The sequence below is a fragment of the Paraclostridium bifermentans genome (assembly GCF_019916025.1).
GTDB classification, from domain to species: domain Bacteria; phylum Bacillota; class Clostridia; order Peptostreptococcales; family Peptostreptococcaceae; genus Paraclostridium; species Paraclostridium bifermentans.
The window spans coordinates 1,077,214-1,093,480 of sequence record NZ_CP079737.1 but is presented as its reverse complement, the minus strand read 5'-3'; the positions used below and the strand labels follow the sequence as shown (position 1 = coordinate 1,093,480).

Annotated in this window: 19 protein-coding genes; all 19 read right to left on the bottom strand. The window is 29.8% G+C overall.

Features of this window, described 5'->3' with window-relative positions:
* Nucleotides 1-2: 2 nt before the first annotated feature.
* On the bottom strand, nt 3-560 hold the full coding sequence (locus KXZ80_RS05270) for a BMC domain-containing protein (RefSeq protein WP_021432408.1): 558 nt from the start codon (nt 558-560) through the stop codon (nt 3-5).
* A complete protein-coding gene (locus KXZ80_RS05265) occupies nt 553-825 on the bottom strand; it encodes a EutN/CcmL family microcompartment protein (RefSeq protein ID WP_021432407.1) in 273 nt (90 codons plus the stop codon). Before KXZ80_RS05265 ends, KXZ80_RS05270 begins: the two co-directional genes overlap by 8 nt.
* Before the next feature lie 13 nt (nt 826-838).
* Nucleotides 839-1,519 (bottom strand): TIGR02536 family ethanolamine utilization protein, encoded by a 681-nt coding sequence (locus KXZ80_RS05260; RefSeq protein ID WP_021432406.1) that lies wholly within the window; start codon nt 1,517-1,519, stop codon nt 839-841.
* A 14-nt stretch (nt 1,520-1,533) separates the two neighbouring features.
* Nucleotides 1,534-2,166: an ethanolamine utilization phosphate acetyltransferase EutD gene (gene eutD, locus KXZ80_RS05255; protein ID WP_021432405.1), complete on the bottom strand. Its 633-nt coding sequence runs from the start codon at nt 2,164-2,166 to the stop codon at nt 1,534-1,536.
* Between the two features lie 12 nt (nt 2,167-2,178).
* Nucleotides 2,179-2,937: a cobalamin adenosyltransferase gene (locus KXZ80_RS05250; protein ID WP_021432404.1), complete on the bottom strand. Its 759-nt coding sequence runs from the start codon at nt 2,935-2,937 to the stop codon at nt 2,179-2,181.
* A gap of 74 nt (nt 2,938-3,011) precedes the next feature.
* Complete coding sequence (gene eutM / locus KXZ80_RS05245) at nt 3,012-3,299, bottom strand: ethanolamine utilization microcompartment protein EutM (protein WP_021429341.1); 288 nt, start codon at nt 3,297-3,299, stop codon at nt 3,012-3,014.
* Between the two features lie 60 nt (nt 3,300-3,359).
* Nucleotides 3,360-4,829 carry an acetaldehyde dehydrogenase (acetylating) gene (locus tag KXZ80_RS05240; protein ID WP_021432403.1) on the bottom strand — a complete coding sequence of 490 codons (1,470 nt, stop codon included), beginning with the start codon at nt 4,827-4,829 and terminating at the stop codon, nt 3,360-3,362.
* A 2-nt stretch (nt 4,830-4,831) separates the two neighbouring features.
* Nucleotides 4,832-5,401: a BMC domain-containing protein gene (locus tag KXZ80_RS17795; RefSeq protein WP_021432402.1), complete on the bottom strand. Its 570-nt coding sequence runs from the start codon at nt 5,399-5,401 to the stop codon at nt 4,832-4,834.
* A 9-nt stretch (nt 5,402-5,410) separates the two neighbouring features.
* Nucleotides 5,411-6,064, bottom strand: coding sequence for an ethanolamine utilization microcompartment protein EutL (eutL, locus tag KXZ80_RS05230; protein WP_021429304.1), 654 nt, complete (start codon nt 6,062-6,064; stop codon nt 5,411-5,413).
* A 22-nt stretch (nt 6,065-6,086) separates the two neighbouring features.
* Complete coding sequence (gene eutC / locus KXZ80_RS05225; RefSeq protein ID WP_021432401.1) at nt 6,087-6,968, bottom strand: ethanolamine ammonia-lyase subunit EutC; 882 nt, start codon at nt 6,966-6,968, stop codon at nt 6,087-6,089.
* A gap of 11 nt (nt 6,969-6,979) precedes the next feature.
* Nucleotides 6,980-8,344 carry an ethanolamine ammonia-lyase subunit EutB gene (locus KXZ80_RS05220; protein WP_021432400.1) on the bottom strand — a complete coding sequence of 455 codons (1,365 nt, stop codon included), beginning with the start codon at nt 8,342-8,344 and terminating at the stop codon, nt 6,980-6,982.
* Nucleotides 8,345-8,361: 17 nt separating this feature from the next.
* Nucleotides 8,362-9,795: an ethanolamine ammonia-lyase reactivating factor EutA gene (gene eutA, locus KXZ80_RS05215; RefSeq protein WP_021432399.1), complete on the bottom strand. Its 1,434-nt coding sequence runs from the start codon at nt 9,793-9,795 to the stop codon at nt 8,362-8,364.
* Nucleotides 9,796-9,955: 160 nt separating this feature from the next.
* On the bottom strand, nt 9,956-11,332 hold the full coding sequence (locus KXZ80_RS05210; protein WP_021432398.1) for a histidine kinase N-terminal domain-containing protein: 1,377 nt from the start codon (nt 11,330-11,332) through the stop codon (nt 9,956-9,958).
* Between the two features lie 4 nt (nt 11,333-11,336).
* Nucleotides 11,337-11,912 (bottom strand): ANTAR domain-containing response regulator, encoded by a 576-nt coding sequence (locus KXZ80_RS05205; RefSeq protein WP_021432397.1) that lies wholly within the window; start codon nt 11,910-11,912, stop codon nt 11,337-11,339.
* A 20-nt stretch (nt 11,913-11,932) separates the two neighbouring features.
* Nucleotides 11,933-12,358, bottom strand: coding sequence for a EutP/PduV family microcompartment system protein (locus KXZ80_RS05200; RefSeq protein ID WP_021432396.1), 426 nt, complete (start codon nt 12,356-12,358; stop codon nt 11,933-11,935).
* Between the two features lie 2 nt (nt 12,359-12,360).
* Nucleotides 12,361-12,711, bottom strand: coding sequence for an ethanolamine utilization microcompartment protein EutS (gene eutS / locus KXZ80_RS05195; protein WP_021429273.1), 351 nt, complete (start codon nt 12,709-12,711; stop codon nt 12,361-12,363).
* Between the two features lie 187 nt (nt 12,712-12,898).
* Nucleotides 12,899-14,029 carry a 1-propanol dehydrogenase PduQ gene (locus KXZ80_RS05190; RefSeq protein WP_021432395.1) on the bottom strand — a complete coding sequence of 377 codons (1,131 nt, stop codon included), beginning with the start codon at nt 14,027-14,029 and terminating at the stop codon, nt 12,899-12,901.
* A gap of 158 nt (nt 14,030-14,187) precedes the next feature.
* Nucleotides 14,188-15,588, bottom strand: coding sequence for a sensor histidine kinase (locus tag KXZ80_RS05185; protein ID WP_021432394.1), 1,401 nt, complete (start codon nt 15,586-15,588; stop codon nt 14,188-14,190).
* A complete protein-coding gene (locus KXZ80_RS05180; RefSeq protein WP_021432393.1) occupies nt 15,578-16,264 on the bottom strand; it encodes a response regulator transcription factor in 687 nt (228 codons plus the stop codon). Before KXZ80_RS05180 ends, KXZ80_RS05185 begins: the two co-directional genes overlap by 11 nt.
* Nucleotides 16,265-16,267 lie beyond the last annotated feature (3 nt).

The window sequence follows — 16,267 nt, the reverse complement described above, 5'->3', positions numbered from 1 at the left end:
GGCTATCCTCTCCCTATTAAATGTTTTATTATTTTTTCATCTACATGAGGCATTACTAAAGCTTGTATCACATCTTTGTCCTTCAACTCTTTTTTACCTTCATCTATTCCATAATTTACGCTACTTAAACTTCCACAAACTATATATACAAGTTTTCCACCTATTGCAAATGACAATTGAAGTTTAATTATGGTTGTATCGCTACTTTTTAATGTTTTGTCTAAAGCTCTTAATCCTGCACACACTTTGCTAGTTTCCATAACCCCGATGCAATTAACTTCATTTATAGGTTCATATTTGTTTTTCAATGCACCTATTATACTTTTGTGTACTGAGTTTATAACAAAACTATCTACTACAAATCCTTGTGATATACTAAGTCCATACTCAATAGCTGTGTTAACTTCTCCTGTATCACCGCTTATAATTATTATAAACTTTCCAGGGCAAATACTTTTTAAGTATAATATATCAACATAAGATTTTTTAACCATTTCATTAGATACTTCAATTCCCTTTGCAATACTTCTAAACTCTATAGAGCCTATGCTTTTATTCATCATGTACCTCTAGTGAATCTACAACTCCAACTATAGTAGCATCAACCGGTATAGATCTATCCTCCAAAGATTCTCTAGCTCCAGACCCTCGTGTTACTAATACTAAATCTCCATTACCTGCTCCTGCATTATCAGCTGCAACTAAAAATCCATCACAATATGAATTGTTATCTTTTAAAAGTTTTAAAACTAATAGTTTTTGTCCACATAATTTCTCATCTTTTCTTGTGGCCCAAACATTTCCAACTACTTTTCCAATCTCCATAAGAATATCTCCTTTACTCTTTATCTAATTTTAAGTTGTGTATTCTTATAAAATCATTAGCTAGTGGTGTTATTATACTTTTCTTACCTAATAAAATTTTATCTATACCATTTATTTGAGGTTTTCTTAAATCAGATTCTGATATAAGTTTTTTGCTTCTCAAATCAAGTGTATTCTCAGTTAAATTTACATTTACTTTAATTTCTGTATTATCTTTTGTATATTCCGCTTTGTAGTTAACCTTAGTTTCATTTAATATGCTTTTAGGGTTATTTATAATTTCTACTCCATAGCTCTTAATTTCTTTTTCAAAGTTTAAATATTTATTATATAAAGTCTTAGGTGCTGTTTGCTTATACCTTTTATATTCAAGTCCATCTTCCATTACATAAACTTTTTTTCCGCTCATAATCATCTTTAATATAAAACGTTCTTCATCTGATACGCTATTTCCCATAGCTAAATTACAAAGCCCTCTCAAACAAAGCCTTGATATTACTAAAACATCACAATCTTTTATATCTTTGTTATAGTTTAAAACTTTAAATTTATCATTTAAGAATTTATATTTGTCTTCATCTCTTTCCCACATTAATACACACTTAGGAAGATCATTATTTTCTTTTACACCTTGATTTTCAAGTTTTATATATATTTCATCTACTATAAATTCTATAAGCTTATCATAATCCATACATATCACCTACCTTATAGATTATTTTTTATTATTCTAGCTAAACATCCTTTGCTAAATCCGCATGCATTGGCTTCATCATAATCAATATGCATAAATGTCTCAAAGTTTTTGTTAACTCTTATAACAACATCATCAAATATTAATGGTCTTTGTCCAAACACCTTAACTTTTACAACTTCATTGTCACAAACATTGAACTTTCTAGCATCTTCTTCATTCATATGCACATGTCGTTTTGCTACCATAAGACCTTTTTCTAATTCAACACTATCTTTTTCTGTATATATTTTTACACCTAGTGTTCCGTTTAAATCTCCACTTTGCTTTATAGGTGCTTTTAATCCTAATTGAGAACAATCAGTTAAAGACACTTCAACTTGAGTTTGTGCTCTTTCTGGTCCAAGTACTATAACATTTTTAAATTCGCCTTTAGGTCCACTTATACAAACTCTTTCTTTACAAGCATATTGCCCTGGTTGAGACAAATCCTTTAGCTTTGTAAGTTGATAACCTTTTCCAAATAATTTATCTATATCCGCTCTACTTAAATGAATATGTCTTCCAGATGCTTCAACTTCTATAAACGCTTCTTTTTTTACTCTTTTTACAACTTCATCTACGATATTATCTAATGCTATATTCATTCTATCCTCCAACTATTTATATTTATTTGTTCTAATTTTATAGATCATAATCCAAAATACTGAGGATAATCGGTTTAAAGCTTTTATTAAATCTTCTCTTTCAACTTGTCCATATTCCCCTTTAAAAGCTTCATATGCAGCAAGCTCAACCTCTCTTGTTAGTGTTCTTATACTATTTATCTCAACTACCATTTCTCCCATTTCATAATTTGGAAATTCATGCCCTATTCCAAAGTATTTTTTAGGATAATGAGATTGTTCTCTTAGCTCTTCAGGTGTTAATCCTAAAAGTTTAAATTCTTCTAGCTTTTCTTCTAAAACTTCACATCTCATTATAGTTCTAACAAACACTAAAACTTCTTGAAGATCTTTTAGCAAATTTTTCATTTCATTCTTTTTGCATAAAATTTGAGCTTGTAAAATTCTAGCTTCTAAGGAATCTACCTTGCCTCTTAAAATAATTCTTTTATGATCTTTAAATACAAGTAAATTACCATTTAGAGAAGTCATATGTTCAGGTTTTTCGTCTAAGTTAGCTCCAAATACAGTAACATACTTATATTTTTTTTCTTGTTTTATATCAGCTTTAACTTCATTATCTTTATTTTTTTCTATTTCATCTAATGAGTTTACGTATTTTAAAACTATATTTTTATCAGTTAAATACGATTTTGCTGAAGGAGTTATAATTTGCCCCTTTTCTATATAAAACTCTTTTGCATCTGTATGTCCTATTTTTTTTCTTACTTCACTTTCTGTTAAAACACCCATATCCTCACAACTCCTATCGGATGTGTAAAAAGGGGTGTCTCAACTGAAACAACCCCTATTTACTTAAATTTTTATTACTTTTCGCTAACTTTTGGTAATATAGCGTCTACTTCAAAGTGTGGTCTTGGTATAACGTGTACTGATACTAATTCTCCTACTCTCTCAGCTGCAGCTGCTCCTGCATCTGTTGCAGCTTTAACAGCTCCAACATCTCCTCTTACCATTACTGTAACTAATCCTCCACCAACTTGCTCTTTTCCAACTAATTGAACGTTTGCTGCTTTAACCATTGCATCTGCTGCTTCTATTGCTCCTACTAATCCTTTAGTTTCTATCATTCCTAATGCGTTTGCGTTTGCCATAATCTTATCCTCCAAAATTTTTATAGTTTATTTTAATTTTTATTTAATATACTTTTTTAATTATCTTAATTCTTCTATTATTCTTTTTACTAAAATATTTATTAAATCTTCATTATCACCTAAAGATATGTTTGCATTTGTACTTTGAGGTCTATTTCCTCTTAGTTCTTCCATTTCTTTAACTCCATAAGCTACTTTCTTAATATTTATTAAATCAAGTGGTCCTATGTTGTTTGATGTTGAACTTCCACCTATAGCTCCACATCCTAATGTTAGAGCTGGAGTTAAGTTTGTTGAAGCTCCTATTCCTCCAAGCGTAGATGGAGTATTTACTAAAACTCTAGATACTGGCATATGAAGAGCAAATATTTTTACTAGTTCTTCATTGTTAGCATGCATTGAGAATGTATGCCCAGCCCCTTCATTTAATAGTATTTCTCTACATCTAGTTATTACAGCATCTATATTTTTTTCTACATAGAATGCAAGTATCGGTGTAAGCTTTTCTCTAGAGTAAGCTACATCTGGTCCTACTTTTGTTTCTCTTGCTACTAATACTTTAGCTGTACTTGGTACGTTGTTTAAATTTGCTAACTTGCAAATAGTTTCAACACTTTTACCAACTATTTGAGGATTCATAGTTCCATTAGCTCTCATTATGAATTTTGAAAGTTTTTGACTTTCCTCTTCATTTAATAAATAAGCTCCTTGATTTTTAAGTTCACTTACAACTTCATTTTCAATAGATTCTTCTATTACTATAGATTGTTCTGATGCACATATAGTTCCATTGTCAAATGTTTTAGAATCTATTATTCTCTTAACAGCTAGTTTGATATCTGCGCTTTTATCTATAAAAGCTGGTCCATTTCCAGGTCCAACCCCTATAGCTGGTGTTCCTGATGAATATGCAGCTTTAACCATTGCTTCTCCACCTGTTGCAAGTATTAATGAAGTTAATTTATGCTTCATTAATTCACTTGTACCTTGTAAGCTAGGTGTTGTTATACATCCTATTGCATCTTTTGGGCATCCTGCATTAACTGCTGCATTTCTTATTATTTCTACAGTTTCAAGAATACATTTTTTAGCATTTGGATGTGGAGAAAATACTATAGCATTTCCACCTTTTAAAGCTATCATAGCTTTGTATATTACAGTAGATGTTGGATTCGTTGATGGTATAAGCCCAGCTACTACTCCAACTGGAGTTGCTATGTCTATAATTTTGTTTTCTCTATCTTCACCTATTATCCCAACTGTTTTTGTATCTTTTAAAGTTTCATAAACCATCTTAGATGCAAATACATTTTTAATTATTTTGTCTTCATATTTTCCAAATCCAGTTTCTTCATTAGCCATTTTAGCTAGCTTTTCAGCATTTTCAAATCCTGCATCTGCAATAGCTTTTACTATTTTGTCTATTTGTTCTTGGTTCATAGATTCTAGTTTTTGCTGTGCAGCTTTAGCATTTTTCACAAGAGTTCTAACTTCTTGTATTGATACTAAATCTTTATCTAAAAGTGTCATTTTTACTCATCCTCTCTATAAAACTTATCTACTAAAGAAATTAATTCTTCTTTCTTTAAAGCATTTAATTCTTTATATGTCTTCTTTGATCCCAATGACTTAGCTAAGTTTTTAAGTTCTTTTACACTAAGATTTGATAAATTAGGTTTTTCTAACTCATCTTTCTTATCATTGTGTTTTTCTACGTCTACACTATCTATTTCTATCTCTTCTTGAATATCTTCTACTTCTTTTATTTCAACTTCTGTTTCTATTTCTTTTTCTTCTATTTCATGTACAATTTCTTCTACACTTTTAATATCTTCTTTTTTAAATAAAGCATCATGTACATCTGCATGTAATCTTGGTATCACATGTGTAGCTCTTAGTACTCCTACTTTCTCAGCAGCATACTTAGCAGCTTCTACTGCCGACTTTACAGCTCCAACATCTCCACTTACTTCAATTGTAACTATACCTTGTCCTACCTTTTGTATTCCAACAACTTCTACGCTTGCAGATTTTAAACAAACATCTAGAGCTTCTATCGCAGCAACATAACCAATTGTTTCAACTAATCCTAAAGCATTCATTATCTAACCTTAAAATCCTGTTGGGTTATCTGCTACAGCTATAACAGCTTGTGCAAAAGCATCACATGCTGCCTTACAAGCTGACTGCGAACCTGTAAGAAGTGCTCCTGCAAAGTTTGTTTCTGTAGGTGGTTCAAATAACTCACATAAAGAAACGTCTGCTGCTTTAAGTGCTGCATCTAAAGCATACATTGCTTCAAGAGGAGGTGCTACTAGGTAAGCTAATGCTTCTCCTTCTCTTATGTTTGCTACCTTTGAAAGGTAAGTTCCTGTTCTTGAAACACAGTGAGCATAATATGCTATTGAATCATCATCATTAGCACTTATAAAAGTTGCTCCATATTCCATAAAATCTAAAACTGCATTTAATCCACTTCTTACTTCTGCTGGGCTTGGTCCTGCTATAATCCCGATTACTTCTCCAGCTAATTTTGTTGAAGCGTTTGCCGCTCCTGCATACATTGATTTTGCATAAACCACGTCTACTTCAGCGGCTTTTGTTGCTTCATCAAGAGCAGTATATGTTACATCATCACAATCAGCTGTTATTAATCCTAAACTTTTATGATGTTGTTCTAAATTTAATTTTTTAGCCATTTCCGGACTTACATTTGAAATTATCTTTACTCCTAGGACATTAGGGCGTATTGCATCATTTTTCATAGTTTAACTCCTCCTATATAGATTACTTAAGATCTATTCCTGAAACTTTTTTCTCTAACATAGTTTTTATTAATTCTGCTATGTGTGCACCAGCCTCAACTGCTGTAGTTCCACCTTTGTGGATATTTGATATAACAGTTCTCTTAGCTTCTGCCATTCCTATATATGGTTTGTATGCAATGTATGCTGACATAGATTCTGCAGTTACAAGACCTGGTCTTTCTCCTACTAACATACATATAACTTCGCTTCCTAATTCTTCTCCTAGGTGATCCATAGCTCCAACTCTACAATGTTTAACAAATAATATTTCACTAGAATCTATTCCATACATTTTTAAACCTTGCTTTATAGCTGGCACTATATCTTTTAAGTTAGCTTCTATTGCTGCTGAACTTAACCCATCTCCTGCCATTAATAATACTTTTTGATTAGTTCCAAACTTAGACTTTACCTTATCTATAGTTTCTTTTGAAAATCTTCTTCCAAGATCTGGTCTTGTTATATATTCATCTTTACTTTCACAAAGTGTTTCAACTTCGAATAAGTTATTTTCTTTTATAAATTCATCAGAAACATATGAGAAAACAGAATCTTGTGCTGCAGCATGGTCTGCTCTAAATCTTAGTGCAGTAGCTGTTTTATATCTTGCTCCACATCTTCCAGTTCCTAATCTTGCAGGAGTTTTTGCTTTCATATCTAAGTAAGCATCTTTATCCTTTGGGTTTTCAACTAATAATTGTTTCTTTATATCTACTGTTGTTATATCTTCTATAAATTCATCATTTCCATCTATTTGTGTAGCAACCTGCTTTGTTACCTCGTTTATTGAATTTGTATCAATTTGTCCAACCATTTGGCCAACTAGTTGCTCTACTAATGTTTTTAAATCTTTTTCGTTCATAACTTAGCCCCCTATCCTAATAATATAGATCCATCTCCTGCTTTTTCTAATAACTTACCATCTTTACTAAATTCCATATTTTCTAACCAGCTGTCAAACTTCTTAATTGCTGTTAATCCAAACATTTCTCTAAGAGCAGCTGTTTCATGGTATCCTGTTGTTTGATAGTTAAGCATTACATCATCTCCATGAGGTATTCCCATAAAGTATGTACATCCTGCTGCTGTTAATAAAATAGCTAAATTTTCTATATCATTTTGATCTGCTTTCATATGGTTTGTGTAACAAGCATCAACACCCATTGGTAATCCGCTTAATTTACCCATAAAGTGATCTTCAAGTCCCGCTCTTATAACTTCTTTTGCATCGTATAAGTATTCAGGCCCTATAAAACCAACAACTGTATTTACTAAGAAAGGATTAAATTTCTTTGCAAATCCATAACATCTAGCTTCCATAGTAACCTGATCTATTCCATGGTGAGCTTCTGATGAAAGTTCTGAACCTTGTCCTGTTTCAAAGTACATTACATTCGGTCCTGTGCAAGTTCCTTGCTTTAAAACTAATTGTCTTGCTTCTTCAATTGTTGCAGCATCAAATCCGAATGCTTCATTTCCCTTTTGAGAACCTGCAATTGATTGGAATATAAGGTCTGTTGGAGCACCTTTTCTAACAGCTTCCATTTGAGTAGTAACATGTGCAAGTACACAAATTTGAGTAGGTATATCAAATTTTTGTTTTACTTCTTCAAACCTTTTTAAAACTTTAGTTACACTCTCAACTGAGTCATCAACAGGGTTTAATCCAAGTACTGCATCTCCTATTCCATAAGTTAATCCTTCTAAAAGTGATGCTAAAATTCCATCTGGATCGTCTGTTGGATGGTTTGGTTGAAGTCTTGCTGATAAAGTTCCTGGTTCTCCTATTGTTGTGTTACAATGTGCTTTTACTATTATTTTTTTAGCTGCGTAAACTAAATCCATATTAGACATTAATTTTGCAACTGCAGCTATCATTTCAGAAGTTAATCCTCTTGAAATTCTGCTTATATCATCACCTGTAGTGTTTGAGTCTAGTAACCATTCTCTTAAGTCTGATACTGTCCAATCTTTTATTTCCTCATATATTTTTTCATTCAAGTCATCCATTATTATTCTTGTAACTTCATCTATTTCATAAGGTACCGCTGGGTTATTTTTTATATCTTCTAACTTTATATTAGATAAAACAACCTTAGCTGCAACTCTTTCTTCTGAAGAAGTAGCCGCAACGCCTGCTAACTTATCTCCTGATTTTTCTTCATTAGCCTTAGCCATTACATCGTATAACCCATTAAACTTATACGTATGTCCAAATAGTTTCGTTTGTAAAATCATTGACTTACCTCCTTTTATTAGTTAAAAACCAGTGTCTTTATTACTACTGGTAATACTTGACCTTGTGCTATTGGCTTTCCAATATCTATATAATCTCCATTTTCAACTTTAACGCTATCTAGGCATATTAAGTTCTTTTTAAAATTCAATTTAGAATACATACTTTGACCTAAAACTTTAGCCATATCACATTCAACAATAACTATAAATTCTAAATCTCTATCGATTATTTCTTGCATTCCATCTACTAGTCCATCTGCATATGTTTGTATGTCTGAGAAACTAGGATTTGATTTACCTTCAATAGCAATTACAATATTTTGAAGATCATTTTCTAATTTAAACCAATTTAATTTATTTTTTATTGCTTTACTTATGTGCTGACTATCTCCTATTTCATCTTCCTTTGATAATTTTAAAACTGGTAAATTTTTAAGAGGAAAACTTTCGCTAGTATATGTTATAGTACTTCCACTAACCTCAGTTGTGTGAGACCCTGCTCCTACAACAGTTGCTCTTATAGTTTCCATAGATCTTATAATTTTAAGATTTTTGAATTCTTCACAGTTTTTAATAGCTTGACCAAGTAAAATACCTATGTCTCCATATTTGAAGTAGTCATCAATTTCGCCATCATAGTAAACGTAATCTGCAACTCCACCAGAGAAAGATATACATTTTATATCTTCATCTAATTTAATATTTTTGTTGGTAACTATATAATCAAATAGTTCACTTTTAGGTCTTATGCCTACACTTTCAAGCAACAGTTTAACCATTATATCTATAACAGGCTTTAAATTTTCAACTGTAGCAATAGTTCCTAAATCTAAATTTAAATTGTTATTTTTTATAATCTCTTTGATTTTAGGTGATATATATATAATTTCTTTTGTTGACTTATCAATTTTTATAAGCCTTCCACCTATGTCTAAACATCCAGTGTCACAAACTTCACCTCTTTTAAAAAGCGCTAAGTTTGTTGTTCCTCCTCCTATGTCTAGATTCACAACACTCGTTGAGTGTTCTTTTGAATATATATGTGCTCCTGCTCCTTTTCCAGAAATAATACTTTCTAAGTCAGGTCCAGCTGTTGCAACTACAAAGTCTCCTGCAAAACCACTTAATGAATGAAGTACATCATTTGCATTTTCTTTTCTAGCAGTTTCACCTGTTATAATAACTGCTCCAGTTTGTATATCTGATTTACAAATATTAGCTTTTTTGTACTCTAGTTCTACTAGTTCTTTAATTTTATCTCTATCAATTTCAGTGTTAGAAATAAGTGGAGTAAAATAAACTTCACTCTTGTAAATAATTTCTTTATCTACAATACTAATTCTTGGAACTGAAAAGCTTGAAGCCATATTCTCTACTATTAACTTTGAAAATATAAGTTGTGTAGTACTTGTTCCTATATCAATTCCAACACTTAATAACTCTTCTTTCATTTATTCACCTCCATACACAAAGTGTGTTTTAAACAAGCAAAGAGGCTTAAAGTTATAATAAGTTTAGGTATATATTTACCTAACTTATCAATAACCTTAAGCCCCTTTGCTTAATTAATACTACCACCTTGTAGATATAGTTATTAATACATATATTAAATTATTTTGGAATTTTAAAAATTATTTTTGTTCCTTTATCAGTGGATATTTTTTCAACATCACCTTTTAGAACCTGTTTTATGTAACTATCGATTATAAATGTACCTAAATTAGTTTTTAATTTAGCATCATTTTTAAATCCAACTCCATCATCAACGATAGCTATAATATTTTTATTTCCTTCTTCATTTACTAGTACTTGTATATTGCCACTTTCTTTACCTTCAAAAGCATGGTCATAACAATTTTGGATAGCTTCATTTATAGCTAGTAGCAATGCACTGGATTTTTCTCCATTTATTTTAAAATCTTCACCTGTAATGTATATGTTTATATTTTTATCATCACAATATCCACCTTGAATATTGCTGATTAATAAATTTATAGCCTGTAAAATACTTATACTATTATCCATTTGCTTTGATAACAAATGATGATTAGATAGTATTGCAAATACCCTGTTAGTCACATTGTCTAGACACATCTTAACTTCTTCGTTATCTGTTAGTCTACTTTGTTTTCTAAGCAAGGAAATTACAGTTTGAAGATTATTTTTTACTCTATGATGAGTTTCTTTAACTGCTATTGATTTGAAAACAAGTTCAGCTTCTTTTTCTTTCAATTCAGTTATATCTTGTATTATTTGAATTACTCTAAGTTCTTCAGATTTTCTAACTATTGTTTTTACTTCAAAGAAACAATAGTTTATATTTACTTCTCTTACTTGTTCTATTTTATGACTTTTTATAATATCAATAAATTTTTCACTTTCTAATGATATCTCGTCATATTTAACATCTTCTAAATCTTTTTTCATTCCTATAGCTTCATATATTTTTACAGTATTTTTGTTCTTAAATTTTAAATTTCCGTATTTATCAAACACAAGTATAGCAGCATTTAAATTATCAGTTATAAAACTGTTTTGCTTTATTAAATTTATTAATTCTTTTGATTCTTTTTTATTTGTATCAAATTCATCTTTTAACTCTTTACTTATGTCTTTTTCTACAATCAATACTGCAATTGTTTTATCATTTAGTTCTATAGGTTGTATGCTTTGCCTCACAAGTTTATACTCTTGTGTTAAAGCTTTTATATCTTTTGAGGCAAATCCTGTTAATAGTGTATTTATAACTCCTGGTTCATTTATACTCAGAGCCTTTTTTCCTACTACAGTGTTTTTGTAAATAGAGCTATTTTTAGCTTTTCCATGAGCCACCACTATAGCCTCTTCTTGGTTTTTCGTTAATATGTCTATAAAGACATCGCTTTCATAAAAGTTAGCCATTAGATCTAAGGATTTTGAAATATCAATTACTTTGTCAATTTCTTCACTATTTAAGTTAGAATATTCTTGACATAACTCTTTTATCATATGATTATTCCTCGTAACCTATAATAATAGTTTTTGCAATTTCAAGCATAGAAGTTCTTTTATCCATACTAAGTTTTCTTATTCTTGTATATGCTTCTTCCTCATCAATTTCAAATTCTCTTATAAGTATCCCTTTAGCTCTTTCTACTAACTTTCTTTCAGTCAACTTATTGCTTATCTTATCGAGGTCTTTTTTCATCTTTTCAAATTCTCTTACTTTACCTATACACATTTCAACTGTAGGTATAAATATTTTTTCATTAATAGGTTTTACTAGGTATCCAAAGGCACCTATTTCTTTTGCTTTTTTCAAATACTCATCTCCTTCAAAAGAAGTTGATAAAAGTATTCCTCCTGCTAAGTTATCTTTTGTTATTATCTTACCAGCTTTAAGTCCATCTAACATTGGCATATCTATATCCATTATAACTAAATCGGGATTATACTTTTTGCATGCTTCAACAGCTTCAAATCCATCACATGCTTCTCCAACAACATTATATCCTCTATCAGTTAAAATGTCTTTTATATCCATTCTGATTATTGGTTCATCATCGACTACCAATATATTTCCTTTCATATGTTGCCACCTCACTTTAGCTAACTTAAATATTCAAATAACTCTTCAATACCTATGCCTTTGATAGTATCTACTAAAAATATCTCATTAACACCTGCCATTTTCAGCTTTTCTTTTGCTAGTTCAATTTCATCTTCATTTGCTATATCTATTTTTGTAATTATTCCTATTACATTTTTAGCAAACATACTAGCAAATCCTGGTGCAATATATCCTTCGCCTTGTGTAGGGTCGTATACTAATGCTATAGTTTTTGCATCTACAGCTGTAGTTATAAGTGCACTATACAAACTTCTATTTTCAATATATTCTCCAGGTGTATCTATTGATTGATTGTATAATTCAACTGATTGAGTTTTATTATACTTTATTTCTAAATCATCAAGCTTTTGGCATAGTGTTGTTTTTCCACTACCTGTTTTACCCATAAATATTATATTTTTCATAATTAAGTCCTCGTTATCTTTGTTGATGTAAAGTTTAACATATTTCCTAGCACTTCTACAACTTCATTAAGTGCTGATTCAACAGAACTTATATCTCCTGTGACAACTACAGATCCACTAAATCTATCTATAAATCCTAATTGTACACCTGATGCTTTTGTTGCTACATCTGCAGCTATAATCGATGCTTCACTTGGAGTTATTGTAAGTATGCCTATTGCATCTTTTTTATCTATTATAAGTCCTAATTTTTTGTATATATCTTCATTTGGATTCGCTATTACATGTGCTAATGTAACTTGTTTTCCAGGAACATATTCCTGAATAACTCTGCTTTTAGTTTCTTCTGTCATTTTGAAACCTTCTTTCTTAAATCAAATAAAGCTCCTTAAAAATATATACTATCAATATATCTTTAAGAAGCTCCGTTGCTTTTTAATCAATTATCACGCCCTTGTGATAATTTAATTATAGATATACGTTTTCCACTTGTCAATATTTATTTCAAAATATTTAAAAAACCATTTTACTAAGTTTTTATTAAATTATTTGTTTTAATATGTCGATTATTCCCGAATCATTTGGAATTCTAGGGTTTGTCTTAGTACATCCATCTTTTAACGCTAATTGTGCAATTTCTGGTAATAAATTTTCCACATCAACTTTATTAACTTTACAGTCTGTTAATTTCATCGGCATGTTCATACTTTTTTGCATTTTCTTAATTTCATTTACTAAATTTTTCACGCCTAATCTAACATTAGAAGATTCTAGCCCTAACATTTTAGCTATTTGTGCATATTTTTTAGCAGTGTCTGAGTAAGATGCATTATTGTATCCTGAAATATTAGCATTATATTCTATAACATAAGGAAGTAATATTGAATTAGTTCTTCCATGAGGTATGTGGAATTTTGCACCTACTATATGTGCTATCCCATGATTTAAACCTAACGACGCTTGGTTAAATGCTAACCCTGCCATACATGATGCATTGTGCATTTTTTCTCTAGCTTCTAAATTTGATCCATCTTTATATGCATCAATTAAATATTCGTGTACAAGTTTTATTGCCTTTTCTGCTAATGCATCAGAAAAATCATTACTATCTGTTGATACATAAGCTTCTATAGCATGAGTTAATACATCCATCCCAGTATCTGCCGTTATAAAGTTTGGAACTGTTTTTACTAATTCTGGATCTAATATCGCTTTATTAGGTATTAAATCATCTGAAACAAGTGGATATTTTGTACCTTTTTGAGCATCTGTTATTACAGAAAAAGACGTTACTTCTGATCCTGTTCCGCTAGTTGTTGGAATCGCAATAAATTCAATTTCATTTATCTTAAATATTTGTTTTGAAAAATCCATAATTGCCTTAGCTGCATCAATTGCTGAGCCTCCACCTAATGCAATAATTATATTTGGAGAGTAATTTTTTATTCTCTCCATACCTTTTACAACTGTTTCAATTGGAGGATCTGGTACAATTTCACTAAATATATCACAATCATTTCCTTCTAGATTGATTAATATTTTATCTATTGTTTTAGATTCAATCATAAATGGGTCTGTTATTATAAATATTTTTTTATTTTTTATATCTTTTAATGATTCTAAAGCTCCTCTACCGCAGCTTATCTTTGTCTTTATTTCAAAGTTGTACATTTTGTATTCCCCTTTTCTTTATATAAGTACAAATTTAAGTACAAAAAAGCTCCATAGATTAATCTATGGAGCTTCGTTGCTTCCTAATGCACCTCTTTGTGCTATTTTAAATATACTATATAAAATTTATCATTGTCAATAAATAAGTTATATTTTATTTACATGATTGGAAGCTTAATTACAAACTCACTACCTTGACCTAATTCACTATATACTAGGATGTCTCCTCCATGCTCAGCTACTATAGCTTTTGATATAGCAAGTCCAACCCCTATGCCTCCAGTGTCTTTAGATCTTGACTTATCAACTCTATAAAACCTTTCAAATATATATTGTAATTCTTCTTTAGGTATTCCAATTCCATTGTCTTTTATAGCTATATTTATACTGTCATCATAATTTTCTACTTTAATTAAAATAGTTCCTCCATAGTTTGTGTATTTTATTGCATTGACTAAAATATTGACTATAACTTGAGAAAATTTTTCCTTATCTACATATGCAAAAACTTCATTTAATTCATATTCAATTTTTATATTTTTTTCTAAAGCTTTTGATTCATAAGTGTATGTTATATTTTTTATAAAATCACTTAAGTTAGTTTTAGTTTTATTCAACCTACTTAGTGAACTATCAAATGTTGATAAATTTTTAATTGATCCTATTAACTTTCCTAACCTTTGAACTTCTTCTCTTATACTTGTAAGTCTTTCTGGTGTTGGATCCCAAATTCCATCAATAATAGCATCTAAATGTCCTTGAATATTAGTTACAGGAGTCCTAAGTTCATGTGCTATATCAGTTGTTAATTGTTTTCTTAAAAGTTCTTGCTTGTTGAGTTCCTCAGATAACATATCTATAGACTTTGTAAGTTCATTAACTTCTTTTATATTACTTTTATAATTCAATCTATTTTTATAGTTTCCACTCCCTATGACTTTAGCAATTTTAGATACATTTTTTATAGGATTAGAAATAGATTTTGAAATTATTGCAGATATAATTATAACGCTTATTACAGCTACTATACTTATAAATATCATAAATTTATTCATAATATTTAAAAATTCAAGATCATCTTCCATATAGTAAATAGAATCATAATGTATTATCCTTTCATACCCTACTAACTTCTTATCATCATATATGTCAAACTTATATTCTTTGAGTTTTCCATTCCAATTTTGATTAATACTTTTCATATTCTTTTTTATTGTATTCAATCTTTGATTTGATAATAGCTTTTCATCTTCAAAAACACTCCAAACCAAGTCCCCATTTTTATTATAAACCTCTAGAGCTATCCCTTTTCTTATTGCATCTTCACCTAAAAGTTTTATGTTTTCTACATCCCATTTATCATTGTCATATACATTTTGTAAATCAAATACAAGGTGATTTACCTCATCTTTATTGTTCTCATCAACATATTTACTAAATACACTTTTAAATGATGAATTTATAAATATTGAAATGATAATTGTTATTAAAGTAACTATGACTGAAAATGCTATTAAAATTTGACTATTTAGAGAAATATATTTTTTATTATTCTTCAAATTTATATCCTACTCCATAGACAGTTTTTATTATTTTACAATTTCTAGAATCAACTTCTATCTTTTGTCTTAAATTTTTTATATGACTATCTATAACTCTATCAAATTTTTCTAAATGGTCTTCTACTACATTTTCTAAAAGTTCTTCTCTAGTATATATTTTTTTAGGATTCGATGCCATTACTAACAATAGTTTGTATTCTGTGTTAGTTAAAATGACACTTTTCCCTCTAACTTTCACTTCATGTGTCTTTGTATTTATTTCAATTTCATTTTTAAAACTTATCTTTTCATTAGTTTCTAAATCATGACTTCGTTTTAATACAGCTTTTATTCTTAGAATTAATTCTTTCACATTAAATGGTTTACATATATAATCATCACAACCTAATTCAAAACCTTCAATCCTATCATCATCTTCTGTTTTTGCGGTTAGCATAATTATAGCTATATTAACCAGCTTACAATTATTTCGTATATAGCTACAAATTTCTTCACCACTTATATCTGGTAACATCCTGTCCAATAAAACTATATCGTATTGATTGTTGTCAAGATAATCCACAGCATCATTTCCATTGTATGCTACATCAGTTTTATAGCCTTCTTTATCTAAATAAGCTTTTACAAACTCGCAAATCTTTTTTTCATCATCTATAAGTAGTATATTTATCATCGC